This window comes from Hymenobacter sp. FMD4, assembly GCF_058932745.1.
In genome coordinates, this window is the sequence record NZ_JBZYWH010000001.1 from 1 (window position 1) to 25,733 (window position 25,733).

The 25,733-nt window shown below is 60.4% G+C and carries 26 protein-coding genes; 17 read left to right on the forward strand and 9 right to left on the reverse strand.

What is annotated here, in order from left to right; genetic code table 11:
* Positions 1-46 precede the first annotated feature (46 nt).
* Positions 47-391, reverse strand: coding sequence for a hypothetical protein (locus AC5FXY_RS00005; protein ID WP_493554574.1), 345 nt, complete (start codon positions 389-391; stop codon positions 47-49).
* A 321-nt stretch (positions 392-712) separates the two neighbouring features.
* Between AC5FXY_RS00005 and AC5FXY_RS00010 the strand changes: the two genes are divergently transcribed.
* Both AC5FXY_RS00010 and AC5FXY_RS00015 read left to right on the forward strand, forming a co-directional pair.
* The gene (locus AC5FXY_RS00010) at positions 713-1,015 is read left to right on the forward strand and encodes a hypothetical protein (RefSeq protein ID WP_493554575.1); all 303 of its coding nucleotides are present in this window, start codon (positions 713-715) and stop codon (positions 1,013-1,015) included.
* Positions 997-1,395 carry a GNAT family N-acetyltransferase gene (locus AC5FXY_RS00015; protein ID WP_493554576.1) on the forward strand — a complete coding sequence of 133 codons (399 nt, stop codon included), beginning with the start codon at positions 997-999 and terminating at the stop codon, positions 1,393-1,395. The genes AC5FXY_RS00010 and AC5FXY_RS00015 overlap by 19 nt, the downstream gene beginning before the upstream one ends.
* A 49-nt stretch (positions 1,396-1,444) precedes the next feature.
* On the opposite strand, the gene AC5FXY_RS00020 is transcribed toward AC5FXY_RS00015, so the two are convergent.
* Both AC5FXY_RS00020 and AC5FXY_RS00025 read right to left on the reverse strand, forming a co-directional pair.
* Entirely contained in the window at positions 1,445-2,413 is a 969-nt protein-coding gene (locus tag AC5FXY_RS00020; protein ID WP_493554577.1) for a PorP/SprF family type IX secretion system membrane protein, read from the reverse strand.
* An 88-nt stretch (positions 2,414-2,501) separates the two neighbouring features.
* Positions 2,502-7,382 (reverse strand): DUF8696 domain-containing protein, encoded by a 4,881-nt coding sequence (locus AC5FXY_RS00025; protein WP_493554578.1) that lies wholly within the window; start codon positions 7,380-7,382, stop codon positions 2,502-2,504.
* A gap of 594 nt (positions 7,383-7,976) precedes the next feature.
* Here AC5FXY_RS00025 and AC5FXY_RS00030 point away from each other — a divergent pair.
* From AC5FXY_RS00030 to AC5FXY_RS00050, 5 genes are all read left to right on the forward strand, one after another.
* The gene (locus AC5FXY_RS00030) at positions 7,977-8,384 is read left to right on the forward strand and encodes a hypothetical protein (RefSeq protein ID WP_493554579.1); all 408 of its coding nucleotides are present in this window, start codon (positions 7,977-7,979) and stop codon (positions 8,382-8,384) included.
* On the forward strand, positions 8,381-9,214 hold the full coding sequence (locus AC5FXY_RS00035; protein WP_493554580.1) for a tetratricopeptide repeat protein: 834 nt from the start codon (positions 8,381-8,383) through the stop codon (positions 9,212-9,214). The genes AC5FXY_RS00030 and AC5FXY_RS00035 overlap by 4 nt, the downstream gene beginning before the upstream one ends.
* A gap of 199 nt (positions 9,215-9,413) precedes the next feature.
* The gene (locus AC5FXY_RS00040) at positions 9,414-9,860 is read left to right on the forward strand and encodes a hypothetical protein (protein WP_493554581.1); all 447 of its coding nucleotides are present in this window, start codon (positions 9,414-9,416) and stop codon (positions 9,858-9,860) included.
* A gap of 526 nt (positions 9,861-10,386) precedes the next feature.
* The gene (locus AC5FXY_RS00045) at positions 10,387-11,886 is read left to right on the forward strand and encodes an alpha/beta hydrolase (RefSeq protein ID WP_493554582.1); all 1,500 of its coding nucleotides are present in this window, start codon (positions 10,387-10,389) and stop codon (positions 11,884-11,886) included.
* A gap of 104 nt (positions 11,887-11,990) precedes the next feature.
* On the forward strand, positions 11,991-12,392 hold the full coding sequence (locus tag AC5FXY_RS00050; protein WP_493554583.1) for a hypothetical protein: 402 nt from the start codon (positions 11,991-11,993) through the stop codon (positions 12,390-12,392).
* Between the two features lie 268 nt (positions 12,393-12,660).
* On the opposite strand, the gene AC5FXY_RS00055 is transcribed toward AC5FXY_RS00050, so the two are convergent.
* Entirely contained in the window at positions 12,661-13,089 is a 429-nt protein-coding gene (locus AC5FXY_RS00055; protein ID WP_493554584.1) for a hypothetical protein, read from the reverse strand.
* A 463-nt stretch (positions 13,090-13,552) separates the two neighbouring features.
* On the opposite strand from AC5FXY_RS00055, the gene AC5FXY_RS00060 reads away from it, so the two are divergent.
* On the forward strand, positions 13,553-13,780 hold the full coding sequence (locus tag AC5FXY_RS00060) for a hypothetical protein (RefSeq protein WP_493554585.1): 228 nt from the start codon (positions 13,553-13,555) through the stop codon (positions 13,778-13,780).
* Positions 13,781-14,086: 306 nt separating this feature from the next.
* Positions 14,087-14,533 (forward strand): hypothetical protein, encoded by a 447-nt coding sequence (locus AC5FXY_RS00065; RefSeq protein ID WP_493554586.1) that lies wholly within the window; start codon positions 14,087-14,089, stop codon positions 14,531-14,533.
* Between the two features lie 105 nt (positions 14,534-14,638).
* Here AC5FXY_RS00065 and AC5FXY_RS00070 read toward each other — a convergent pair whose 3' ends face one another.
* The 3 genes from AC5FXY_RS00070 to AC5FXY_RS00080 all read right to left on the reverse strand — a co-directional run bounded on the left by AC5FXY_RS00070 (position 14,639) and on the right by AC5FXY_RS00080 (position 18,433).
* Positions 14,639-16,315 carry an SBBP repeat-containing protein gene (locus tag AC5FXY_RS00070; RefSeq protein ID WP_493554587.1) on the reverse strand — a complete coding sequence of 559 codons (1,677 nt, stop codon included), beginning with the start codon at positions 16,313-16,315 and terminating at the stop codon, positions 14,639-14,641.
* A gap of 226 nt (positions 16,316-16,541) precedes the next feature.
* Positions 16,542-17,705: an SDR family oxidoreductase gene (locus AC5FXY_RS00075; protein WP_493554588.1), complete on the reverse strand. Its 1,164-nt coding sequence runs from the start codon at positions 17,703-17,705 to the stop codon at positions 16,542-16,544.
* A gap of 299 nt (positions 17,706-18,004) precedes the next feature.
* A complete protein-coding gene (locus AC5FXY_RS00080; protein ID WP_493554589.1) occupies positions 18,005-18,433 on the reverse strand; it encodes a nuclear transport factor 2 family protein in 429 nt (142 codons plus the stop codon).
* Between the two features lie 371 nt (positions 18,434-18,804).
* Between AC5FXY_RS00080 and AC5FXY_RS00085 the strand changes: the two genes are divergently transcribed.
* Positions 18,805-19,755: a hypothetical protein gene (locus tag AC5FXY_RS00085; protein ID WP_493554590.1), complete on the forward strand. Its 951-nt coding sequence runs from the start codon at positions 18,805-18,807 to the stop codon at positions 19,753-19,755.
* Positions 19,756-19,770: 15 nt separating this feature from the next.
* On the opposite strand, the gene AC5FXY_RS00090 is transcribed toward AC5FXY_RS00085, so the two are convergent.
* Entirely contained in the window at positions 19,771-20,259 is a 489-nt protein-coding gene (locus AC5FXY_RS00090) for an ankyrin repeat domain-containing protein (protein WP_493554591.1), read from the reverse strand.
* A gap of 199 nt (positions 20,260-20,458) precedes the next feature.
* Between AC5FXY_RS00090 and AC5FXY_RS00095 the strand changes: the two genes are divergently transcribed.
* The 3 genes from AC5FXY_RS00095 (at position 20,459) to AC5FXY_RS00105 (ending at position 22,303) form a co-directional block, all read left to right on the forward strand.
* Positions 20,459-20,857 (forward strand): YybH family protein, encoded by a 399-nt coding sequence (locus AC5FXY_RS00095; protein ID WP_493554592.1) that lies wholly within the window; start codon positions 20,459-20,461, stop codon positions 20,855-20,857.
* 248 nt (positions 20,858-21,105) lie between these two features.
* Positions 21,106-21,420, forward strand: a complete 315-nt coding sequence (locus AC5FXY_RS00100) for a hypothetical protein (RefSeq protein ID WP_493554593.1) — start codon at positions 21,106-21,108, stop codon at positions 21,418-21,420.
* A gap of 247 nt (positions 21,421-21,667) precedes the next feature.
* Positions 21,668-22,303: a L,D-transpeptidase family protein gene (locus AC5FXY_RS00105; RefSeq protein ID WP_493554594.1), complete on the forward strand. Its 636-nt coding sequence runs from the start codon at positions 21,668-21,670 to the stop codon at positions 22,301-22,303.
* Positions 22,304-22,316: 13 nt separating this feature from the next.
* Here the strand turns inward: AC5FXY_RS00105 and AC5FXY_RS00110 are convergent, their stop codons facing one another.
* A complete protein-coding gene (locus AC5FXY_RS00110) occupies positions 22,317-22,964 on the reverse strand; it encodes a CatB-related O-acetyltransferase (protein ID WP_493554595.1) in 648 nt (215 codons plus the stop codon).
* A 46-nt stretch (positions 22,965-23,010) separates the two neighbouring features.
* On the opposite strand from AC5FXY_RS00110, the gene AC5FXY_RS00115 reads away from it, so the two are divergent.
* The 4 genes from AC5FXY_RS00115 to AC5FXY_RS00130 all read left to right on the forward strand — a co-directional run bounded on the left by AC5FXY_RS00115 (position 23,011) and on the right by AC5FXY_RS00130 (position 25,714).
* Positions 23,011-23,475 carry a VOC family protein gene (locus AC5FXY_RS00115; RefSeq protein ID WP_493554596.1) on the forward strand — a complete coding sequence of 155 codons (465 nt, stop codon included), beginning with the start codon at positions 23,011-23,013 and terminating at the stop codon, positions 23,473-23,475.
* Position 23,476: 1 nt separating this feature from the next.
* A complete protein-coding gene (locus AC5FXY_RS00120; RefSeq protein WP_493554597.1) occupies positions 23,477-23,845 on the forward strand; it encodes a cupin domain-containing protein in 369 nt (122 codons plus the stop codon).
* 28 nt (positions 23,846-23,873) lie between these two features.
* Complete coding sequence (locus AC5FXY_RS00125; RefSeq protein ID WP_493554598.1) at positions 23,874-24,416, forward strand: NUDIX hydrolase; 543 nt, start codon at positions 23,874-23,876, stop codon at positions 24,414-24,416.
* A gap of 194 nt (positions 24,417-24,610) precedes the next feature.
* Complete coding sequence (locus AC5FXY_RS00130) at positions 24,611-25,714, forward strand: hypothetical protein (RefSeq protein ID WP_493554599.1); 1,104 nt, start codon at positions 24,611-24,613, stop codon at positions 25,712-25,714.
* Positions 25,715-25,733: the final 19 nt, after the last annotated feature.

Here is a 25,733-nt window from a genome sequence, read left to right on the forward strand (position 1 = left end):
AGACGCTTTTAGAGAAGGTGTACGTTAGTTATGAAAACGTTATATATTAATGTATTTCTATCAATGTTCCTTTGTTTGAATTCTGTAATTTTAAATAGTCTTCAATGTATAGCATTCTACTGCTGATATTATTTGATTTTTCTATTGAAAAGTAACTGTCGTGATGATTGACAATGATTTTATCTTCCTCACAGGTTATGATTCCTTTGAAATAATCATCAAATCCTTGAAGTTTCGGAATCCGAATATAATTATTTTCCGGCATTCTATTTAAAGCGTATTTTCCAGGGATAAATAAAACCTCTCTATTTGTAAACCCTGAGTAAATCAAAACTGTTACATCTTTATTGCAAGTTCTTTCGTGATAATAAATAAGTTCTGTGGTAGGCATGAAGACCCACCACAGAACAGTAATTATAGCACATGATGTTACAAGGAGCAGAAGTCGTGTTTTCATAGGTTATTGGCTGGCTATTTCCACATACTGTTCCAAAAGTAATTTAAGTAACGTCCTAGACCTGATTTGATGGCCTTGTAGGTTAGAAGGTCTTCCCTCATCAAGCTCGAGCTTATAGCTCGTGCGTGCAATTCGGGCGGGGCTGCGCCGCGTCCGGCTCGCCACCCCAGCGGGCCGGCTTTGTGTACTCCCTCCTGCTTCCCCTACGAACCATTTCTTACTATTGTCCCTGCTTTTATCCGCTTTCCAGCCTCTATGGAGCACCCATTAGCTAACCCGATCTGGAACGCTTTGCTGACCGGCAACCAGTCCTTGGCCATCGGCGACGAGCTGGCGCGGGTGTTTCCGCGCGACGTGGGTGCCTTAGCGGGACTGGCCGACTACTCCCCGCGGGCCTTTGCCCGCCTGCACGCACTGACGCCGCCCGCGGCCACGGTGGTGCTGTTCACCGCGGAATCCATAGACATCCCGGCCGAATGGCAGGTGACGCTGCACAAGGAGCTACAGCAGCTGGTGTACCCGCTGGCGAGGCTCCGGCCGTGGCTGGCAGCCGTATAGTGGCGTTGCAGGAGTTGGATGTGCCCGCCATGCTGACCCTCACGGCCCTAACCAATCCGGGGCCGTTCTTGCCGCGCACCATTGCCTTTGGCAGCTATTACGGCATTTTCCAGGGCGGGCAACTGGTGGCCATGACCGGCCAACGGCTGCAGCCTTCGCCCTACACCGAAATCAGCGCCGTGTGCACTCACCCCGCCCACCTAGGCCAAGGGTACGCCAACGAACTGGTGCGTCATCAGCTGGGGCTGCTTCTGGCGGCCGGCCGCACTCCGTTTTTACACGTGTACGAAGACAACACCAGCGCCTACGGCCTGTACCGGAAGCTGGGCTTCGTGCTGCGCAAGCAGCTGTGCCTATACGTGCTCCAAAAGCACGGCTAGCCACCTTTTCGGGCATAGCATCATAGTACAGCCCACCACGCGACAGGCCTTACCAGAACCTGTTGGTACACACCACCTGTCGCTTCTTTTTGATTCGCAGCCCCACCAGCACTTCATGGCTACCGCCGTGGTAGCCGGCCAGCTCAGACAAGCCGGCATCGTAAGAATACCCTACCGTGAACTGCTCGTAGTTCAGGCCCACCAGTGCCACCACCGCATCGGTGGCGCGCCAGGAGACGCCGGCCCACAGCAGGTCCTGATACTTGAGTTTAGCATTGAGGTCGACGGAAAGCGGGGCTGGGTTCATGGCTTTCACCAGCACCGAGGGCACCAATGACCAATCGGTGCCGAGCGGTACCCGTACCCCGCCCGTGGCGAAGTAGTGCCGCTCCAGCCGGTTGCCCGCGCCCGCGCCCAGCGAGTTTGAGCCGTAAGCGAAGTCCAGCCGATTGGCCAGCAGCTGCGCGCTGGACAGCCCCACGTAAAAATCGGAGCTGTACACCCACAGGCCAATGGAGCCATCGACCACCCGCGCGGCTTCGCTGGCCGCCACGGTGGTAGGGTCGAAGAATTGCAGCTTGGTGCCGTCTACCGCAAACTGCTGCAGGCCTACCGAGGCGCCGAGGGCGGCCCGCAGGTTGGGGCGCAGTACCAGGTTGTAAGCATACGAAACGTAGGCCCCGCTGCGGCTGGTGGGGCCGGTTTCGTCCTTGTACACCATGCCCCCTATGGCGTGAAACGGCCGGCGCAGGTCGCGCAGGGTACGCTTGTTGGTGGTGCGCCACCTGCCCAGCGAGGAGCTGGCCGTGGCGTAGTAGGTTTTGGGGGCGCCTTGCAAGCCCGTCCACTGGGTGCGGTAGCTCAGCTTGACATCGATGTAATCTTCCACCCCCGTTGCGCCAGGATTGAGGATGTAGTTATTGTTCATGTACTGGCTGTACTGGGGCTGCTGCTGCGCCCAGGCGGGCACGCTGGCCAGCAGCACCGGAAGCAGCACGAGGGTTATAAGTGTTTTCATATTAAGAAAGGCCTGGGTCACGCGAAGAAGAAGGAGGTCGGGCCAGGCTGCGCCGGCCCGTAGTGGACCGGCGCAGTAGCACCTTCGGTTAGTACAGAATGGTAATCGAACCGCTGTAGGACCTGCCAAGCGGGCCTTTCGTGACGATGACGTAGTAGTAAGTGCCCACCGGAGCCGGCTGGCCGTTGATGTCGCCGCGCCACTCGTTGGACCGGCTGTAGTTGTTGATTGAAAATACCTTATTGCCCCAGCGGTTGAAAACGGTCACGGTGTTGTCGGGGAACTGCTCGATGAACTCGATCTGCCAGGTATCGTCGCGGCCGTCGCCGTTGGGCGTGAAGGCGTTGGGAATGCGAATGGGTGGGCGCACAGTTACCCTTACCTCATCGGAGTCGGCGCAGCCGCCAGCCCCGGCCGAGAGGGTGTAGATGGTAGTGACGGTGGGCGAAGCCATGGGCCGCAGCGAATCACCACCCACGAAGGTGAGCCCGGCGGCCGGCGTCCACCGCACGCGGTAGTTGCCATCGGCCCGGCCATCCAGCCGCACCGAGGTGCCCGCCAGAATTTCTTTATCGGGGCCGGCGTCCACGTCGACGGGCGGCTGAATGCGTACGGGCACCGCGTTGGAAACGGCCGTAACTGCCTGGTCGCAGCTGTTCACGGTGATGAGGCGCAGCGTCACGGTCTGGCCGGCACGCAGCGTGGTGCTGGTGAATACCGGCCCCGTAGCCCCGGGTACATCAGCGCCATTTACCTGCCACTGGTACTGGGGGGCCGGGCCGGGTTCCGTCACGCTTGCAATGCTGAAGGTGAGCGGGGCGCCCAGGCACACTGGCTCGCCGGGCTGCACGGCAATGCTGAGCGCAGGCGCCGGCGTGGGAGTACGCGTGACGGTAACGGTGGCAACAGCCGGCCCGGTGCTGCACAGCCCGGCTGTGGGCGTTAGCTCCACGCGCACCTGGTCGCCGGTAACCACCGTGCTGCTGGTGAAGGTGGGGCCAGAAGTCACAGCCACGTTATTCACAAACCAGTTGAAAGTAGGCGCAGCCCCGGCGTTGGTGGCCACGGCCGTGAAGGTTAGCGCCGTGCCGGGGCACTGCACGGGTGGGGGTGCCACGCTCACGGTGGGCGTTACGGCGGGCAGTACGCGCACCGTCACCACGTTGGATACCGCTGCGGAGCAAATACCCGTGTCGGAGCTTACCCGGCGCCGGAAGTACGTGGTGGCCGTGAGGGCACCCGGCGCGTAGCTGGGCCCGGTGGCCCCGCCGATGGCAGCCCAGCTGCTGTTGTCAGGCGAAGATTCCCACTGGTACACAAAGGCGCCGGTGCCGCCACCCGGGGCCGCCGCGCTGGTAAGCGGGGCCGGCAACACGCCGGGACAGATTTCCTGATCGGCCGCGATGCTGCCCGCAGTCAGCGGCGGCAGCACGTTGATGACGACGGAGTTTGAGTACTCCGGCCCGCAAGCACCGGCCGATACGCGGCGACGGAAGTAAGTAGTGCTAGGAAGTGCGCCGGGCGCAAACGTGGGTCCAGTAGCGCCTGGTATATCCGTCCAAGCCGCGTTGTTCGGCGACGATTCCCACTGGTAAGAGAAGCTGCTGGTGCCGCCGGTGGGCGCCGTGCTGGTGAGCGGGGCGGGTGTGCTGCCCGCGCAAATGGTCTGATCCGCGGCTATGGTGCCAGCCGTCAGAGGAGGCAGCACCGTAATCGTGACGACGTTGGACACCACCGGCGCGCAAGCCCCGACAATGGCCAGGCGGCGGAAGAAAGTAGTGCTCGTGAGCGAACCGGGTGCGAAGGTGAGGCCGGTAGCCCCGCCGATGGCGCTCCAGTTGGTGTTGTCAGGCGACGATTCCCACTGGTAGGCAACCGTACCGTTCCCACCCGTGGCGGGGGCTGTGCTGGTCAGCAGGGCGGGCGTAGCGCCCGAGCACAGCGTTTGATCTGCAGCGATGGTTCCCGCCGTAGGGGCCGGCAGCACCGTGATAGTGACCGGGGGCGAAAACTGCGGTACGCAGTCACCCGACGTCACCCGGCGGCGGAAGAACGTGGTGGCCGTGAGCGGGCCGGGCGCGAGAGTGGGACTCGTAGCCCCGCCAATGGCTGCCCAGGTGATATTGTCAGGCGAGGATTCCCACTGGTAGGCAAACGTGCCGGTGCCGCCGGTGGGCGCCGCCGTGCTGGTGAGCGGGGCGGGTGTGCTGCCCGCGCAGATGGTCTGGTCGGCGGCAATGGCACCAGCCGTCAGGGCGGGCAGTACCGTGATGGTGACGGAGGATGAAAACTCCGGTCCGCAGGCGCCGGACGTTACCCGGCGCCGGAAGAAGGTAGTACTTGTGAGCGGACCCGGCGCGAAGGTTTCGGTCGTAGCGCCTGGTATATCCGTCCAGGCCGCGTTGTTCGGCGACGATTCCCACTGGTAGGCGAAGCTGCCGGTGCCGCCGGTGGCGGGGGCGGCGCTAGTAAACGGGGCCGGCGTAGCGCCCGGGCAGATCGTTTGGTCGGCGGCGATGATACCGGCCGTGAGCACCGGCAGCACCGTGATGGTAACCACATTGGACAAGGCCGGCGCGCAAGCGGCGCCGGTGCTGGCACGGCGGCGGAAGGAGGTGGTAGCCGTGAGCGGGCCGGGCGCGAAGGTTTCGCTCGTAGCTCCGCCAATGGCCGTCCAGGTCGCGTTGTCAACGGACGATTCCCATTGATAGGCAATGGTACCCGTACCGCCCCCGGCGGGAGTGGCACTGGTAAGGAGAGCCGGTGTGCCACCGGCGCACACGGTTTGGTCGGCAGCGATGGTGCCCGCCGCCAGGGCGGGTACTACAGTAATGATAACCGGGCCGGACACCGCGGCGCAGGGCCCAGAGGTTACCCGACGCCGGAAGGAAGTAGTAGTGGTGAGCGGGCCCGGCGTGTAGATTTCGGCCGTAGCGCCCCCAATAGCCGTCCAGGTTGTGTTGTCGGTAGAAGACTCCCACTGGTAGGCGAAGGTGCCACTGCCGCCCGCAGCGGAGGCCGTGCTCGTCAGGGGCGCCACGGGGCCGCCCGCGCACACGGTCTGGTCGGCGGCAATGGTGCCCGCGCTAAGCACCGGCAGCACCGTAATGGCTACCGAGGCGGTAAAGGTGGGCGTGCAGTAAGGACCCGACTGATCGGGCAGCAATAACTGGGCGCGGCGGCGGAAGTACGTAGTGCCGGCAGGCAGCGCCGCCGCCGGCTGGTACGTGGGGCCGGTAGCCCCGCCAATGGCCGTGAAGGTGACGTTGTCGGTCGAAGATTCCCACTGGTACACCAGCGGCAGGCTGGGGTCGCCGGAAGCGGCGGCGGTACTGGTGAGCAAAGCCGGCGCCGTGCCGGCGCACAGCGTTTGGGGGGCCCCGATGCTGCCGGGCACAGGCACGTCGGGCACCCGAATGATGCCCTGGGTTTCGCGGCAAAAGCAGTCATTGGTGATGCGCAGCGTAACGGTGTAGTCGCCGGGGGCCGCGTAGGTGTGCACCGGGTTTTGCTGCGACGAGGTGGTGCCGTCGCCGAAAGTCCAGGAATACACCAGATCGGGGGTCTGGACGGCAAAGCTGGACTGGAAAGAGATTTGCCGGCAGGCGGTGATCTGCGCTCCTATGCCAACCCGGAGCAGGGAGCTTTGGTTGAAGTTGGGCAGGCCCAGGCCGCTGCGTCGCCCGCCCAGCTGCAGGCTATCGGAAGCGTAGCCCACGGAAGCTCCCAGCGAATCGGGGTAAGCAATGAAGCCCAGGGTGGGCTGGTTTTCGCGGGCTACGTAAATTTTCCCGTCGGGGCCGGCCTGCATCGAGCCCAGCCGCGCGGTAGCGTTCCGGCCAAGCGGAATGGCCTGCTTGCTGGCCGGAATGTTGGTAGCTGTCAGGTCATACTGCAGCAGTTGGGGCGGATCGAGCACGGTGGCATAAAGCCGGCTGCGGCCGGGCGAAAACTCCACCCCGTAGTAGCCGCCTTCGCCGCTGTCGATGATGCGGGGGTTGCTTACCACGCCGGTTTCGGCATCGAAGTCAAATAGCTCGACGCTGCTGCTGGTACCACCGGGGGTTTCGCTGAAGCGGGCCACGGCCAACTGCTCGCCGTCGGGGGTCACTTTCATCTGGCCGCGGTAGCCCTGGGCGGCGGCGCTCGGTGAGTGCACGGAGCCCACGCTCGAAATAATGGGCGCGGGTTGCACGCCAGCGGGCGTCACGCGGTAAGCCAGGAAGGCGTCGCCGCGGTTTTCGGTGCCGGTGGTAGCATTGCCCCAGCCGTGCACGATAATCCAGATGTCGCACCCGTTCTTGTGAAACACGCCCGTCATCTTTTCGGCCGTACCGCGGGTGAGCAAGGTGTTTTTGGTAGCGGCCACCACCTCGCCCTGCCCGCCGGGGGGAATCACGATTTCCGAATAGCTCAGGCCTTTGGGGCCGCCCGCGGCATCCTGGGTAAAAATGAAATAGCGCACGGGGGCGCCCGGCGCCACTATCCCCGGCCGCCGAATGGCCAAGGGCCCGTCGGTGGTGAGGCGGTTGCCGCCCATTCCGGTGCCGTTGAGCATGATACTGTGATTGCGGCTCCAGACGGTGTCACCGTTGCTGTAGAAGAGCAGGTTGCCCGTACCGTCCGACATCACGGCCGAGCCGGCGGGCGCCACCATCTGCCCGTCGGTCAGCACCGTGGGCGGAATGGAGTCCGTGGCCTGGTTGAAGTCCAGGCCCGCTTTGTGGCCGAAGTACCAGTTGTTGATGTACTTCTCATCCTGGCTGCACTCCGGGGGCGGTGTACCTTGCGCAAGGACTCCGGTGGCCGCGCCGCGCAGCACCCAAAGCAGCAAAAGCAGCCACCAACGGGCCGCCGTACGCATCCGCTGGGCAAAGCATCTACCGCCAGCGCTGGCCGGGCGGCCCCGCTGGGGTGAGCTTGCAATGGCGGTACTGGTGGAAGCGGAGATGTAGAACACTGCAGGCATAGAAAGCGGTGAAGTGAACAGGCAAGCAGACCGTGTGCAGGAGATACAACACTCGCCGCCCCAGTTATTTTGAAACCGATGGTCAGCTGCACTAAAAAAAAGCGCTGTCCACGGGTCTTATTAGCCCTACGCACTATTGGGCAGGAGCGTCTAAACAATTCAGTAACGAATTGAACGCCATTTACTTGTTAGGCACACACATAACTTTCTCCTGACAACAGGCCAGTCTGCTGCATGTTGCTTTTACGAGGCTATCGGCTGGCAGGTACGGGCATCAAGCGCCAGCTTCAGCCTGGGCAGGCGCGACGGCCACTTGTCTTGCAATAATGCACTTGGCACAGCAGTTATGTATTGAAACGCCTCCCTCCCAGCGGCCAGCTTTTTTGGCGGTGTTCGGCCCCGGCCTTTCGCTGGACTGTTCTATCGATTGATGACAAAACGGTATCTGTTTTTAGGAGTTGGGCTGCTCGCCTCAGCACTCATCGGGCTGCTTTACTGGCAGTCCTCGTCTGGCAAACTTGTACTACCCGCCGCCCAATCAGCCAGCCCGAAGGCGCCACAGGGCAACGTGGGGACATAACCTACGACCCGGCTATGGACCACCCCGGCTTCAAGCCGTGCGACTTGCGGGAGGGAGTGCAGTATTACCACACGGGCACAACCTACACCGGCGGCACGCAGGCGTTGCGGCGCTTTTTCCTGCAGGGCGCGGAGCTGCCCCACAGCGCGGCTGCGCACCACGGCTACGTCACCATTCGGTTTCTCATCAACTGCCGCGGCGAGACGGGCCGGTTCCGGGTCATGCAAATCGATACCGCCTACCAGCCGACGCAGTTTGCGGCGCCCCTGGTCCAGGCCCTGCTGAGCCGCACCCAATCCCTGCGCGGGTGGAAGCCGGGCACCGTCACCCGCCCGGGCATGATTCAGGGGGAAGTGCCGGACAGCTACTACTATCTGTTGTTCAAGATTACCGATGGGCAAGTAGTCGACGTGATGCCATGAGGAACCTATTCCTCACCTTAATCCTGCTGGCTCTCGGGCCGGGGCTCCGGGCCCAATACGTCAACTGCAACCTGTACCCGGTGGGCAGTCCCTGCCGCCGGGCCTGCGAGCTGTACGAGTCAGACCAGCGGCGGGCCATGCCGCAAGGCAGCGCCGCTTCGCAGCAACGGTTCGACGAGGTGCTGGCCATCTGCCCCACGTTTGCGCCCGCCTATCGCGAAAAGGCGGTACCGTACCTGAAGCGGGGTGATTTTGGCACCTGGAAGAAGCTCATCGATGAGGCCGTGCGGCTGCAGCCCGCGCAACACCTGGGTTACCGCGGCTGGTGCCGCTTCGCGTTCCTGCGCGACTACCGCGGCGCCCGCGCCGACCTTACCCGGCTCCTGTCCCTCAGCGGCGGCAACCCCGGCGGCAGCAACAACGGCGACTACGACCTGCGCATCGTGCTGGCGCTCTGCCAACGCGAACTGGGCGACAGCCGCGGTGCCCTGGCCCTTTTCGATCAATGCATAGCCGCCAACGAAAAGCTGCAACGCGTGGGGCTGTACGACTACCTGCACCGGGGCGTGACCAAGCTGCGGCTGGGCGATTATGAAGGCGCATTGCGCGATTTGGAGCGCGAAACGCAGCAAAACAAAACTTTAGCCGACACCTATTATTACCTCGGACTGGTACACCTCCACCGGCAAAACCGCACTCAGGCGCAGCGCCATCTAACCCAGGCCAAAAGCCTCTTTTTGCAAGGATATGGCCGGCACGACCCGTACACGGAAAGCCTGGATCAGGTTTATCTGGCCGATATCGACCAAGCCCTTGCAAGCCTGAAATAGCCCGCAGCCAAACGCATTCTACAGCGCTTCTCCCCATGGAAACGGTCGGCAGCACTTTTACCAGGCCGCCGACTGCACCTTGTTACAAAGCAGAACTTCCAACCAGCTTGTTGCCCTAATTATTCGGCTTCGTTTGGCCTCAGCTGGTCAACATACTCCAAAAGTTTCAGTTACTTTTATTAAAGAATTATAATATCACATGAGTCCTACAGCGACTAGTCCAGTGTATCGGGAGGTGAAGAATGTCTTCGGCCGGGTGTTCTACCGCATTGAGTACAAAAGCTTGTTGAACATTGTAGAAGCCGAATGGTACGGCACGGCCACGCAGCAGGATTTGAAAAACGCCGTGGTTGCTGGATTGGAGCTGCACGAGCTTTCGCATTGTGCTTACCGCTTAAATGACAACACTGGATTTTCGGGCCCTTGGGCCGATTCGGTGGCTTGGCTGGAAGAAGAATGGCTGCCGCGGGCGCACGCGGCCGGCATCCGGTATCTGGCCCACGTGGCGCGAACGGGTTCTTTTGGAGAGCAAGCCGGCGAGGCCGTATTGCGCGGTAAGATTGGCTCTCAAATAGAGGTTGCTATTTTCTCCAATAAGCACTCTGCCATTAAGTGGTTAATGAAGAAGCAACAACTGCAGGCGTAAAAGGCTCTGCCTACACCAGACGGGCCCGGGCTGGCCAGCAGTCGGTCAGCTTATCTGAAGACATAATGTTGGTGGTGCATTTGGTGTAGGCGCGGCGTTTCAAGCAGGAAGAGGCTCACCCCGCCGTCCAAGGCTTATGGACAATAACACAAAAGGACCGCGCTGCTTCATCTGACGAACGTGCAGGCGAAGCAAAGCGCAAGCCTGATCAGGCGTGGTAGAGGGGCCTTCGGTACGTTTATCAGTGCTAGTTGCACAGTCTGGCACGAGCTTGTGCTGTTTTGGGCCAAGCAACTCCTTCCCGCAGATGGTAATTTCTGACCGGCCCGCCGCCGTTGCGAGCCAGCTTGGTTTCTCCCAATTCTTCCGCCGCATAAGTAGTGGTAGGCTGTCCCTAAGCAGCCCTACCCCACAGGAAAAGCCCGCTTGCGCAGGCAGCGTTGGGTTCAAGCCAGCTCCACTCCTACCGAAGCCGTTTATATTGGCCGCCAAATATATTTTGGCAGTCAGCAATCCGCATTCGGCTATGAGCAAATGGGCGGTAATTCTTTGGCTAGGATTGGTAGTGAGCGGAGCACGGGCCCAATCGGCTGCGGAAGCGAACGGTCCCAAGCAACAATACCTAGCGGAGCAGAAAAGCACAGGCAAGATTTTCGGGGCGTATTTCTATCCCCGGTATAGCCAGCTGCATGCTTTGGCGCCCGAGGCCTTCGTGGCCCGGATGGATTCGGCCCGGCAAGTGTTTGATGCCTTGCTCAACCGGCATGCATCGCGGTTGGATGCCCGGTTTGTAGAGGAACAGCGCACCGAAACCCGCTATTACTTCGACCGCCTGCTGCTGGATTACCCCGACGCCCACCACACTCACACCGGCCAGATGGCACCTTTGCCGGCGGCCGTCACGCGGCGCCTGCGCCGCAACCTGGCCGACTTTGACAAGCCGGAGCTGCTCACCAACGACGACTTCAAACAGTACTTCCGGGCTTACCTGCGGCTGCAGGTGAAGCAGGAGCTGCGCAAGCCTGCCTATGCCCACCACGACAATCAGTGGCTGCAAGCTACTTGGCAGTTGCTGCCGCGGCTCGTCCGCAACCAACAGTGCCGCGAGTACTGGCAACAGGAATACCTGTACGCCCACCTCGACAACCACGGCGTGAAGAACACGGCTGACTTGGTCAGCAGCTTCAACGCCAGCTGTCAGGACACGGCCTACCGGGGCAAGATCAATAGGCTGTACGAGCAAGAACTGGCCGGCCGGCGCGGGCACCTGACGCGCACCTACAAGACCGTGGGGACGCAGGCGCTGGATCTGCACCTCTTTGGGGCGGCGCCGGCCGGCACCAGGCAGTCGCGGCCGGCCATCGTGTTCTTCCACGGCGGCAGCTGGTCGGAAGGCAAGCCGGACTGGTTTTTCGGAGCCTGCGAAGACTTTGCCAAGCGTGGCTGGGTGGCTTGCGCCGTGGAATACCGTACAATGGACCGGCATAACACCCTCCCCTTTGCCGCCGTGCGCGATGCTCGCTCGGCTATGCGCTGGCTGCGCCAACACGCCGCAGAGCTGGGCCTTGACACAGCACGCATTGTGGCCACGGGCAACTCGGCAGGCGGGCACCTGGCCGTGGCTACCGCCCTCGCCACCGGTCACGACGAATCCACAGATGACCTGCGCTGGAGCCCACGCCCCAACGCAATAGTGGCCAATGCCGGCGTGTACGACCTCACTACCCCAGGCAACGCCTGGATCAGTAAAGATTTGGCTGATAAAGCGCAGATCCGCAGCATCTCGCCCGTGCACCTGATCCGTCCCGGCTTGCCGCCCATGCTGCTGCTGCACGGCACCCACGACGGCAACGTGCCTTTTGCCACCGCTGAGGCCTTCTGCCAAGCTGCCACTGCCGCTGGCAACCGCATCGACCTAGAGACCTTGCCCAACGCTGGTCACTTTATCTGGTTTGACCCGCGCTTTGGCAAACAAGCCACGGAACGCCGCAACACTTACTTGCAAAGGCTGGGTTATCCTATGTAACCAGAGCGCATAGCTCCAAGCCCATTTTCCCTTATACCACTCTGGTCGCTCAAGTAGCCATGGCGGCGCGGGGCGTTACTTCCCATACCTTAGCCAACCAATCCATGCTGTTTCAGCAAATGCAGCCTTCCTTCACACCAAAAAAGCTCTTCTTGCTAGATGGCTTGGGTGGCTTGCTGTCGGCTTTGCTGTTAGGCGTCGTCCTCGTGCAGTTTGACCACATTTTCGGAATGCCTCGAAAGCCGCTGTACTTTCTGTCCTTCGTAGCGTTCCTGTTTTTTATCTATTCGCTTGCTTGTGCCTTGTTCACCCCTGCCAACTGGAGGGTTTTTATGCGGGTAATTGCCGGGCTAAACCTGGCGTACTGCGGCCTCACCATGGGGTTGCTGTTTTATTGGCGCCAACAGCTTACTATGATGGGCCTACTCTACTTCATCAGTGAGCTGATTCTTGTAAGTGGCCTGGCGGCTATCGAACTGAAAACGGCTGCGGCAACGGGTAGATAACCGCTTGCACACCTCTCCCACGAAACCTTCACCAGCAGAATGCTCTATACAGGGCCCGGGCCTTTCGTGCCGGCTGCGCATCGACCGAGGCCTTGGGGTTTTTCGGGTGCTTTTCCTGAACGTCCTGTCGAGCGAAGCCGAAACAGCACGCCTGCTAGCTCTATGCACCTCCCCACCCCTATTTTACGCACCGGTCCGCTTCTTTTCTCCCCACTTTCCGGTTGCTTGAGCAGCCGCACGGGCCAGTTCTTTATCGAAAAAGCCAGGGCTAGCGTGCAAGTAATTGCCGTGACCATGTCCCAAAGAACCGCCGGTGCGGCCAGGCTACTACTGCCACGAGGCCCAGCATTACAACGCCCATCCACAGATTGGCGCGGTCGAAGCAGAGGTGAAACAGGAAGACGTTGAAGGCAACGGGCGCCTCGAGTACCACTGCCAGCCTCGGATAACGGTTGAAGAGCAATAGCAGACCAGCTACCGTTTCGATGATTTTGGCCGGGGCCAGGAAGCCAGAGTCTATCATCAGGTGCATAAAATCGACGGGCACCACCGAGACCAGCGACTTAAGGCCCAGGACCACACTCAAGCCGCTGAGCCCCGTACCAAGCAGCAGTAACCCGGTGAACAAACGAATAATGGTAATGAGTGCGTTGGCGGGCTTCGTAGGTACAAGGGACGCTTGGGCTGTTGTACTCATAGCAGCAATGGATAAGTTTTTTCTCGCCCTCGATCAGCTTTTGTACTTGTGGTGGCGCAGTTACAGGAGCTAAACCTATTACCCGTCGAGGTGGCAGACAATAGCATTTTCATGTGCCCTAAGTAGCCGGAGTCTGCAATCAAGCCTGGATTTGAAGGGTACTGATTCGCCACAAAGCGGCCTTGCCATCATGCCTGCCCCAATAATTTAGCCTCTTTCTGCTTTCTAAGTCGTTCTGTCCAGCAGAAGGTTGTAGCTCTCGCTAGACGGAACAATGCGCGGTTGGCAACACAACAGGAAACACCACTGGGCCGCTAAAAAGGGCTGGTTGGGTTCCTACCCTGCTGCCTCTCCCATCACCTACAGCGCAAGGCGAGTGGTCTGAGCCTAGACTTTGCTGAGATGCAAACGCGTCCCATTTATGTTTACTTTTCCATTCCGTCAAGCCTAACCCAAAACATACATGACTGCTGCCTTTCGACTGCCGCGCTGTTTTTATGGCTACTTGCTCTTGCTTCTCGGCCTGTTGCCAATTATGATGGCTGGGCACCAGTTATTAATACTGATGATTAACATCTTTGGGGGTACGGTTCCACTTTCGCGCAACTTGGTGCTGGCAGGCGAGGCACTCGTGGCAGCAAGCATAGCTGCCCTTGTGCTGCGCAAAGCATTTCAGCTGACGGATAGATAAATAAGCAGCCTACGAAGTGGCTTTACTCTGCTGCTGCTATAGCAACCGCGGCGGCATTGGGCAGGTGGGCATGGCCCTTAACTGGAACCGCCGCATAAGAGGTTAAGTAGAAATAAGAAGAAAGAGCAAGAAACCGACTGAACAGCATGCGTGGTTTCGTGGAACGCGGGTCTGAGCGTGGAGACATGCCAAACTTCCCCTTCATCGACAAACCCACATGGTTTTCCTTGAAGGCCGGCAGCCCAACTACATCCGCCCAGAACCGAATAGCTTTGAAGTAGCTTCTACCAAACGACCCTTTGCTTCATGCGCATCGACGAAACTGAACAGGAAGACTCCGACATCGACTGGTTTGCCGTGGATAGCGACGGGCACGTCGTCTATTTTTCCTCCGGGGGCGGCGTGTTGCCTGAGTCGGTAGCCGCATCGGAGGAAGCGCTGCTACAGCTGCACCAGTACTTCCTGACGCTGCCCGAAACACCCTCGGCGGCGCTGGTACAAGTGGAACCCAACGCCGGGCGCAGTGGGCGCAGCGCCGAGGGCTTTGTGCGCTATGCCCGCCGGGGGTTGTTTGCCTTCGACAAAACCCGACTCAACGAGCATCGGGACACGCAATATCACTTGGTGGCTCGCCCCACGCAGCCCCTTACTATCACGGACCTGCCGGGGCAGTTGGCGGCGCTGCTACTCCGGACGCAGCTGCCGCTGCCGGTGCTGGAGGCTACGCAGGTAAATACGGCCAGCATCGGGTAGTACCCGATTTTCCTTATCCCGTTTCGGTCGTCGGCAGAATCGATTTTAAACCAAAAAAGCCAGGCAAACAGCCCGGCTTTTTTGGTTTAAAATCGGCGTTGGTGCCTAGCGCACCGACAGACGCGTGGTGGCTATCTGCCCATTGCCGAGCGTAGCCCGTAGCTGGTACACGCCCGGGGTTAGCCCCGCCAGCGACACTTCATACTGGCCAAGTGTGGTATTAGGCAAGGCTTGTTCCCGTACCACCCGGCCCAGCGCGTCGGTTATTGTCAGCTGCCCACCGCCGGAAGGCAGCACCAGCGTGGTGCGGCCGGAAGCCGGATTAGGATAAGCGCTCAGGGCAAAATCGGCTGCTTTGGCGCGGGCACCGGTAACGGTGCCACCCGCAGTCAACTTGGCCACGATGCCGTTGACGCCAGTATTGGGGCTAGTGACCGAGCCAAAAGTCACGTCGCCCATCACTGCTCCGGCCAAGTAAGCATTGCCTGCAGCATCGGTGGTCACGTCGAGGAAAATGCCTTCATCGGAGCTGGCGGCAAAAGTGGGGCTGGTGGCCCACAGTGCGTTGCCCTGCCCATCGAAGCGGGCCACGTAAGGACGTTCCTGGTTGGCCGTGAGCGTGGTAGCGCCCAGCGTGAGCGTACCTTCCCAAAAGCTCACTATGTAGATGCCGCCCCGGCCATCGTAGGCCACGCCAGGGATGTTGTACTCATTGCCTACGCTGCCAGCAATTCGCCGCGACCAAAGCGGCGTGCCTTGGGCATTGTAACGGGCCAGGAAACCGGCGCTTTCGTAAGAAAACGAGCCGACTTGTACCTCATCGGCGAAACCGGCTACTACTACACTGCCAGATGCGTCCACGGCTATGGATTGGCCACCATCAGGGTTGGTGCCGCCGGCCCGTTGGGCCCACAGCGCGCTGCCCTGCGGATCGTATTTGGCCACGAACAGGTCCTGATCGGTAGTGGTGGTATTCAGGGCGATGGTGCCAAACTGGGAGGACTCGCTGATGTTACCAGTCAGGTAGGTGTTGCCGGCGGCATCGGCTGTCAAGGCATTGCAGTAGTCGCTTGCAGGGCCACCCGCCCGCCTTGCCCAGATAGGGGTGCCCGCCGACGAGAGCTTGCACAGAAAAATGTCGTTGCTGGAGGCCGTCAGCTGATTGCTTGCACTACCAAAGCTGAGCATTCCATTGAAGTCGCCCGCTACGTACACGTTGCCAGCGCCGTCAGTAGCTATTCCGGTCAGGTAAGCACTACCACCCGTTACTTGGCCCATTTTCGACCACAGGAGCTGGCCTTGCGGGTCAAGCTTCAGGATGAAGGCATCTTCGTCAAATGCTGAGGTCGTGAGCGTTACGGAGCCCATGGTGAGGCCGCCGCTGAAATAACCGGCGAAATACACGTTGCCAGTGGCATCTACAGCCAGTGCAGCATCGAACTCGTCTTCGCTTATTTCCACATGTCGCACCCAGGCCAAGGAGCCATTGGGGTTCAGTTTGGCTAGGTAAAGATTGACGTCGCTCGGTCCTTCCGTGATGGTGGTTCCGCCGATTTGAATGCTGCCTTCGAACCGACCGTAAACAACCTGGCTGCCATCGGCCGCCATCACTACTTTTTGCGTGATGCTCGACGAGTTGGACGGGGTAGCATTGCTCAGTCGCAGTACCGATGACCAGGCAGGAGGTGCCACCTGTGCCTGAACTGGTGAGGCACTCAGGCCCAATGTAGCTGCCAGACCCAAAGCTGGTAATACAGCTCGTAATGAAGTAGAAATACGCATGTGGTAGAAGTAAGAAAACCCAGAGTTGACGTCAAAGGTATCTTACTTCGGAGCCGGCACCGCATCCGGCCTCGCAAATCCGTGCTAGCACGTAGCCTGGCATTTACGCACCGCTTTGCCCGGTTCGGCGGGCCACCTGCTACATAGTATTGCCATCGGAGAGCAGGCCCTTAAAGCAAGCGCCCGCGCCGTTCGGGAAGAAAGGCGCGGGCGCTTAAACTTTAGACTAAGGAGTCACGTCGGGGGTAAGCGGCGTGGGTGGCGGCAGCGACACGGGCTCCTGGTAGCGCTCGGTCACGCCGTGGTCGTGGATGTGCACCACACCCCGCTCGCCCTGCAGATTGGCGATGGAGGCGCCGGCCCGGGGCTGCGTGGTGTTGGGCTTGCGCTTGCCGGTGAGCCACCAGGTAGCAGCAGCGGTGGCGGCGGCCATGAGCGTAGCCGTCAGCATCGGGGAGCGGTTGGCCCGGGTGTACAGGCTGGTTTTCATGACGTAGCCGGGATGGTCGCCGTGCACCTGCCCATCGCGGCCAGGCTGGTGCAAGGAGCCTTGGGGATTACGCGGCCGCTCGTCGCGCTTCTGCTCCTTCACCATGATGTTTTCGCTGATCTTATCCATCATGCGCGGGGCATGCTTGTTGAAGGAGCTCATCATCTTGCCACCCCCTCCGATATAAACATCACGCTCGGGGTGCGTGGCAGCGTGCAGAATGGCTTTGGCTACTTCCTCGGGCTCGTACACGGGCGGGGGCAGTTTGGGCTCTTTGTCCATGTAATTGCGGGCGTGCTGCGGAAAGGGAGTGTTGATGGCCGCCGGCTTGATGAGCGTGACCGATATAGGCGCTCCTTCCTCTTCCAGCTCCATGCGCAGGGCATCGGTAAATCCTTTGAGGGCGTGCTTGCTGGCGCTGTACATGCCCTGCAGCGGAAGGGCCACGTCGGAAGCCACGCTACCCACGTTGATCAGGGCACCGCCGCGGTTTTTGAGGTGGCGCACGGCGGTGAGCGAGCCGTACACCATGCCCCAATAATTCACATCGAACAGGCGCCGGTGGTCTTCGTCGGTTCCCTCTTCCAGGCGCCCCCAGATGGATACGCCCGCATCGTTTACCCACGTATCGAATCCGCCAAAATGCGCAAAGGCAGTTTCGGCGATGCGTTCGATGTCGTCCTGGTTGGCTACGTCGGCGGCCACGGCCACCACGCGGGCGCCCTGGCTGCGCAGTTGCTGCTCGATCTGGTGCAGCTGAGCTTCGTTGCGAGCAGCCAGCACCAGCTGGGCACCTTTAGCGGCCGCAATTTGGGCCGTTACCAGCCCGATGCCGCTACTGGCGCCCGTGATGACGAGGGTTTGTTGCTTGAGGGGTTTGAGCTTGACCTTGGTTGCCATTCGTCAGTTGCTTTACGCGGTGAAACATCCTTTCTGCCAGCCGGTGCCGCTACGCAGCTGCCATAATCCATACGCAGGGCCAGTGGCAGAGATATTGACCAGTTTGCAAACCAAACGTGCTAGCGAAACTGATTCCGGTACCAGACTAGCAAGGTGGAAGACAAAGGCGGCAAAAGTCAGACGACTGATTGAGAGCCAGCCGTTTTCACCATCTGCCCTTGTGTACGTAGTGAGCCCATTGCCTACCCCTGCTTTTGCGCTCAGTAGATAAAAGCAGCTGCCAACCAGCCTACTGCGGCTTACCGGATAAAGGTTACCCGCCGGATAAGCCCGTTTTCGACTTCGTAAACGGCCATGGCCTCCAGCACCTTGCCGTCGGGCAAGCCGGTTACGCGCTCGTGGTCGATGATGCGGTTACCGAACACGGAGCGGTGCACAATTTCACAATGAAGCTTGGGGGCAGAAGCGAAGAACTGCGCGTAACTGACTGCCAACTTATCCCGACCAGTAAGCTGCACGGTAGCCGGAAATTGCAGCAGTTCCACGTTCTCGGCGTACGTCGCCGCAAACTTGGCTACGTCGCGGGCATTGTAAGCATCTAGTTGCCGCTGCACCAGCTGCACGGGTGTTTCGGCCACAGTCGAGGTGCTGGTGGCAGGCTTTGCAACCGACTGTGCCTGGGCTTTGCTCAGCATCAGGACCCCGCAGATAAGGAGTAGTTTTTTCATGACCCGCTTGAGTTGAAAGTTCTATTCTCTGGCTTCTTGAACAAGCAGCAAAATATCAGAGCCAAGCTACTTATTCGAGAAGGTATCCTGCCCGGAAGTCAAAGCAGTTTAAGAAGCAAACACAAAGTACAGTTCAGCCCATTACTCCCAGCTTCGGCATCCTCAGCCGGGTGGTCCACGGCTGGATGGCCAAGTAGCACGGATTTACATGTAATTAATTACCAGGTGAATAAGTCCCTAAAAAAGGCTTTCAACCCCTGGCCCACATCATCATGTGAGGTCGGTTTTGCAACGAAAAGCCGCATACTTGGTCCGTCAATCAATTATTCAACTGCCCCCGGTTTATGCCCAGCTTTCGTCTTGCTTACCACATGCCCCTACTTTCTTTCCTGCTGCTAGGCCTTGCCAACACCAGCTGTGTGCGGCCCAGCGCTACCGCGGAGCGTGGTTTGTCGGCGCCTGATTTTGCGGCCCTCACCACGGGACCGGCAGAACTGGTGGGCCTAGGCACGCTGTCGACGGCAGCTAATGAGTACAACCCCAGCCTGACGCCGGATGGCCGCACGCTGGTATTTGCGCGCAGCCAACCCGACTTCAAGGAGGCCCGCATCATGATAAGCCGGCTGGAGCGCGGGCAATGGCAGGTACCGCAGCCGGTATCGTTCACTGATGAGCGTTATGCCGACTCTGACCCTACTTTCGCTCCCGACGGCCGCACGCTGTACTTTGCCTCCGACCGCCCCGCGCCCGGCCGCGACTCTACGCGCCGCGACACGGACCTGTGGCAAGTATCCTGGGACGGCCGTAGTTGGGGCCAGCCGCAGCACTTGGGCACCACCCTCAACGGCAAAGGCATGGAGCTTGGACCGGCTTTTCACGCGGGCTACCTGTACTTCAGCTCGGCCCGGCGCAGCGGCCTAGGAGGCCTCGATGGCTACCGGGCACGCCTGGAAGCATCGGGCTTTGCCGCACCCGAAAACCTGGGCAATATGCTGAACACGGCCGCTTCGGAAAGCGACCTGGAAATAACCGCTGACGGACGCTGGCTGCTGTTCTGGAGCGACCGGCCCGGCGGCTCCGGCGAAGCCGACCTGTACGCCGCTCCCCGTACCGAAACCGGCTGGGGCCCAGCGGTACGACTGCCCGGCGAGCTGAACTCGGCTCGGTTTGACTTCACCCCCACGCTATCGGCCAACGGGCAATGGCTGTACTTTGCCAGCACCCGCACCACGGCCGCTGGGGGCAGCTCCGAGGTACTGAACGGACAGGCCAACCTGTACCGGGTGCGCCTGCAGGCCGCTCGGCCCACAGCGCGCCGGTAGGTAACGGACGTTGGCTTACTGCGGCAGCAGTTGCAGGGCGTGCTCGTTGCCCTGCTGCAGGGCCAGGTCGCGGGCCGAGAGGCCGCGTACGTCGCGGATGGTGGTATCGGCCCCGGCTTCCAGCAGCACCGGCACGATGTCGTGCCGCCCAAACAAGGTGGCAAACATCAGGGCCGTGCCCCCGTTGCCGTTGCGCTGGTTCAGGTCGGCGCCGTACTGAATGAGCAGGCGAGCAATTTCGGGGTAGCCTTTAAAGCTTACGCCCATCAGGGCTGAGTTACCGCTGACATCCTGCGCGTTGGGGTCGGCGCCGGCATCCAGCAGCACTTTGGTTGCCTCCAGATGCCCATCGTAAGCGGCGATGATCAGCGGCGTAAAGCCGCGGCCGTTAGGCTGGTTGATATCGATGCCCGTGGCGATGAGCTCTTGCAGCAGGGCCACGTCGCCCCGGCGGGCGGCATCGATCAGCACATCTTCGGGACGGTCGGAGGAGAAAGAATTCATTGACATCAGATGAATGTTGACGAATGTTTTGCTGACTACTACGACAATAAACAAAACCGGTGGCGCTTGGTCGGTAGTACGTGCGTCCCGGCCACGGCCAGCTTTTGGGCAAAGACTCAGGCCAATGATTGGTGATTAGTCCCTGATTCCGTTACCTTATCAGAGTTTATCTTTTGTTCCTCAATCCGTTCCCGTTCCCATGGAAGCATTAACCCTGAGCATCACCGACGAAATTCAGCAGGCCAACTCCCGCTTCGAAACCTTGTTCGGCCGGGGCGACACAGCTGGCCTGGCCGCCCTCTACACCACCGATGGCATGCTGCTCCCTACCGGCAGCGAGCCGGTGCAGGGCGCTGAAGCCATTGCTACCTATTGGAAGCGCCTTATGGATGCCGGCAACAAGCACGTGGTGCTGCATGCCGTGGAAGTAGAGCAGGTAAATGAGCACACCGCCGTGGAGCTGGGCACCTACCGCCTCCACGACTCCGGCAATCAACTACTTGATCAGGGTCAGTACATGGGCGTGTGGAAGCGCAAAGCGGGCCAGTGGATGCTGCAGCGCGACATCTGGAACAGCACCCAATCGGCACAGCGCTGATTTCGCGTACCGACTGCCTCCTTGCTTCTCGCCCCCCGTGCCGCCCGGCACGGGGGGCGAGTCGTTTTTTCGGTAGCTATAAAGCTGATTCCTCCTGGGCGCTACTCCTTGGGCCATCCGTGGCATTTATCAGCCCCGGCTAGCTAAGGAGCCAATCTTGAATCTGGCGTACCAACCAAGACTTCCGTCTAGCGGTGACTTTCGCGTACACCCTGCGTAGAAGAAAACCATACTTACAGCTCATGACCATGGATTCATCGTTTCCCGTTGGCCCCGCCGGCACCTTTTCCACCAGCCCCACAGGCGTGTATACCCAGTTTGAGCAAGACGGCCAGACCGTGACGGTAGTCAAACTGCAGGACGCCATTCCCGACGGCGAACCGGGCCTACAGGAGCACTTATGCAGCCGCCTGGGCATCGGCCCCCAAACGCCGCTGCTGGTGCTGCGCTCTGAGGGCGCACCGGTATTGGTGCACGGGCCGGCGCAGGAGCTGTACGACAGGTTTATCTCGACCAAAACCGACGCCGTCACCGAACACACCTGGAAAACGCTGCCGTCGTAGCACACCGACGACGGTCCAGTTCCTAGTGTAGGTGCCGCACTGACGCCCAAGAGCGCATCAGAAAACAACCATAGAACATCTATATGAAGATGCTCGCATAATGCCGAGCTTCGCAGCAGCGTTATGGCGGCATTAGCTGCTGATGCTGTCCTGTATGCGCGTCCTGATTTTCTTATTGCTCCTGCCCGTTTTCGCTTTTCGGGCTTCCGAACCTGACTTTCGGGCTGAGCAACATTGCTTCCCGCGCGTGCGCACCGCTTACGCCAACCGCTGGGCCGGGCTGCAAGCCGATTTGCGCCGCCAAGGCATTCGGCCCGATGAGTTGGAGCTGTTTCTGCGCGCCTTCAAAATAGGCCGCCGGCTGGAAGTGTGGGCGCGCAACCAAGGCCAGGGCCAATTTCGCCTGTTCCGCTCCTACCCCATTGCCGGCACCTCTGGTACGCTGGGCCCGAAGCGCCGCTCGGGTGATGGGCAGGTGCCGGAAGGCTGCTACCAGATCGACCGGTTCAACCCCAACAGCCTTTACCACCTTTCGCTGGGCCTCGATTACCCCAACGCTGCCGATCTGGCCTGGGGCGAACCCAACCCCGGCGGCGACATCTTCATCCACGGTTCCGACGTTACCATCGGCTGCTTGCCCATTACCGATGCGCTAATGGAGGAGCTGTACGTACTGGCCGTGGAAGCCCGCGCCGCTGGTCAGCAGCAAATGTTAGTTCACATCTTCCCGTTTGAGCTGACCGAAGCTGCCTTACAAGCTCGCCACACGGAGCGCTACTACGCTTTCTGGCAAAACCTGGCCCCTGCCTACCGCTACTTCGAGCAGCACCACACGCTGCCCGAAGTAAGCATCGAGCCGACAGGCAGCTACGTGGTGCGCTAACACAAGACCGCTTTTACTCCGCCCGCTCCAAAGCCTCCAGGTCGCGGGAGCAGATGGCGGCGAGGTTGCGGGTGATTTTGGCTGCATCCCAGTCCCACCAGGCTACTTGCTCCAAGCGGGCGATGGTGGCCTCATCGAAGCGCATGCGCACGACGGTGGCGGGGTTGCCGGCCACCACGGCGAAGGGCGGCACGTCCTTGGTCACCACGCTGCGGGTGGCGATGATGGCGCCGTTGCCCACGGTCACGCCGGGCATCAGCAGCGCTTCGTAGCCGATCCATACATCGTGGCCGATGGTCAGGTCGCCTTTGTTGGGCCAGCTGTCGGCGTCGAAAGCGGTTTCCCAGCCGTTGCCGAAGACCGGAAACGGGTAAGTGCTAAGCAAATCGGTGCGGTGGTTGCCGCCGTTCATCACAAACTTTACCCCCGAGGCTATCATGCAAAAGCGCCCGATGCGTAGCCGGTCCTGGCTGAAGGGAAAGTGGTAGAGCACATTACGCAGGAAGTTGCGCGGATCGTCAAAATCGTCGTAGTAAGTGTACTCGCCTACTTCGATTCGCGGGTCGTCGATGATATTTTTCAGGAATACCAGCCGCTGCTGACCAGGCATCGGATAGATTGCAGCCGGATCGGGACCGTGGGCAATGGGAAGTTCAGCCATTCGTTCACCAGTAGAAAAAGGACCATACATCGGTAGCCGCAAACTTATGCATAAGCCTTTACTCTCCGCCCGCTACGCCCACACCAATCTTATTGCCGAGGATTGGGAACGGCTGGCGGACTTCTACCAACGCGTATTCGGCTGCGTGCCTGTGCCGCCGCAGCGCCACTTCCGGGGTCCATTGCTGGAGGCCGGAACCGGCGTGCCGGGCGCCAGTCTGCAGGGCGTACACCTGCGCCTGCCCGGCCACGGCGACGATGGCCCCACGCTGGAAATCTTCGAGTACGACCCGCTGGCCAACCGCGCCCGCACCGCCGCCAACCGCCCCGGCTTCGGCCATATTGCCTTCGAGGTGCCCGATGTAGCGGCCGCCCGCGACGTGGTGCTGGCCGAAGGCGGCAACCGCCTCGGTGATGTAGTGACGCTGCAAACTGCCACCGGCGCTCAGGTAACCTGGGTGTATGTCACTGACCCCGAGGGCAACATCATCGAACTACAATCCTGGACCTGATATGACGCTGCAAAAAGTAAATCTGGAAGAGAAATTCGGCCTGTTCGCGGAGCAGTGGCAGCCCAAAATCGTGGGCGAGCTAAACGGGCAACACGTGAAGCTGGCCCGCTTGCAGGGCCCTTTCGTGTGGCATCACCATGAGCACGAGGACGAATTGTTCTTCGTAGTGAAAGGCACGTTGCGCATGGAGCTGCGCGAGCAGGAGGCGGTCCTCATCGAAGCGGGCGAGTTCCTGGTGGTGCCGCGCGGCGTGGAGCACCGCCCCGTAGCCGACGAGGAAGTACTACTTATGCTGTTTGAGCCGGCCAGTACACTAAACACCGGCAACGTAGAAAACGAGCGCACCGTAGCCGGTCTGGAACGCATCTGACATAATTTCCTCACCGAAATCATTGTGCATGGCTGACGAAGCTGTCATCACTCCGCTCCGCGATGCGGCCGTACTGGTACCAGTGTACCGCGACGATGCCGGCGAGCTGCGCCTGGCGTTGGTACGCCGCAGCAACTTCGGCGTCCACGGCGGACAGTTAGCTTTTCCTGGCGGCAAGCGCGACCCCACCGACACGTCGCTGCTGCATACTGCCCTGCGCGAAGCCGAAGAAGAAGTGCATCTGGCGCCGCAGGAAATCGACATTTTGGCTGAGCTGCCGGTTATCAGCACCATCACCACTGGCTACCGAGTAGCGCCGTACCTGGGCCGCATCCGGCGCCCGGCTGCGTGGCGCTGGCTGGAGCGCGAAGTGGAAGAAGTGCTGGAAGTACGCGTGGCCGATTTGGCCGACCCCACGCGGCACTTCACTGAAGAATGGCAATTGGAGGGCTGGCCGCGCCCCGTGCCCATCTCCTTTATCCGCATTGGGGAGCACCGGCTGTGGGGACTCAGCTACCGCATCGTGCGCGGTCTGCTGCCCCGTTTGCAAGCTGGCGAATGGTCCATATGACGCCAAGCGCGGCTCTACGTGCCTGCCCGATACCTATAGCTTCCATCGGGCAAATGCTGCGCCTGCATCCTTACTTGGACCTACCCCGTTAGAGCGCACAGCAGCTCGGCCATACCTTACTTTGGCACGGTCTTGCGTTTTACCCTTCTGATGGCCGCTTCTGCTTGCCTCACCCGCGGCCACTACCTTCGCTTATGCTCACTCGTTTCCTGTTTCTGCTCGGCAGCATGCTGATTGGCATGCATGCCCAAGCCCAGCAACAAGCCTCCATCTGGTATTTCGGCCAGGAAGCCGGCCTCGATTTTCGCCAAGGCGCGCCCGTGCCACTGCTTGATGGCAAACTGGCCACTTACGAAGGCACTTCGGTAGCTACCACTTCGCGCGGCCAGCTCCTGTTTTATACCAATGGCGTGACCGTCTGGAACCGGCAGCACCAGCCCATGCTCAACGGCAAAAACCTGCCCGGCAGCAAGTCCAGCTCGCAAAGCGCCCTCATTGTGCCCGACCCCGGCAGCGGTAACGTGTTCTACATCTTTACCACGGCTGCCGAGGGCAGTTCCGTAGGCATGCGTTACTCGGTGGTGGACATGGCCACCGAAGACGGCCTGGGCGAAGTGCGGCGCAGCAACATGCTACTCATCTCGCCGGTAGCCGAGAAGCTCACCGCCGTGCGCCACCGCAACGGCCGCGACGTGTGGGTGGTGGGCCACCGCTGGAATTCAAACGCCTTTGTGAGCTATCTGGTGACGCCTAACGGCGTGCAAACCAAACCGATCCTGAGCAACGTGGGCAGTTCGCACTCTGGCCCAGGCCGCAACGCCATCGGCTGCATGAAGTTTTCGCCCGACGGCAGTAAGCTGGCCGTAGCCATCTGGCGCGAAGCCAACAAAGTAGAGGTGTTTGATTTCGACAACGCCACCGGCCTGGTGCGTAACCCCAAATCGTACGGACCTTTTGAGGAAGCTTACGGCGTGGAATTCTCGCCCGATGGCTCCAAAGTGTACGCCACCGCCAATGGCAACGGCGGCGGCAACGCTCAGGTGTGGCAGGTGAACCTGCGCAGTGGCACCAAAACCTCCATCGGCAACTCCGCCAACCGCAAAATTGGCTCGCTACAGCTCGGACCCGACGGCCGCATTTACGTAGCTCGCGAAGACAACCTACACCTTGGCGTCATCGAAAACCCCAACGCCGCCGGCACGGCCTGCAAATACGTAGATGACGGTATCAAGCTCGGCGGCCGCCGCGGCAAGCTTGGCCTTCCAAACTTCATCCAGAGCTATTTTTTAGTGAAGTAACGGGTGATGAGGTGACAGG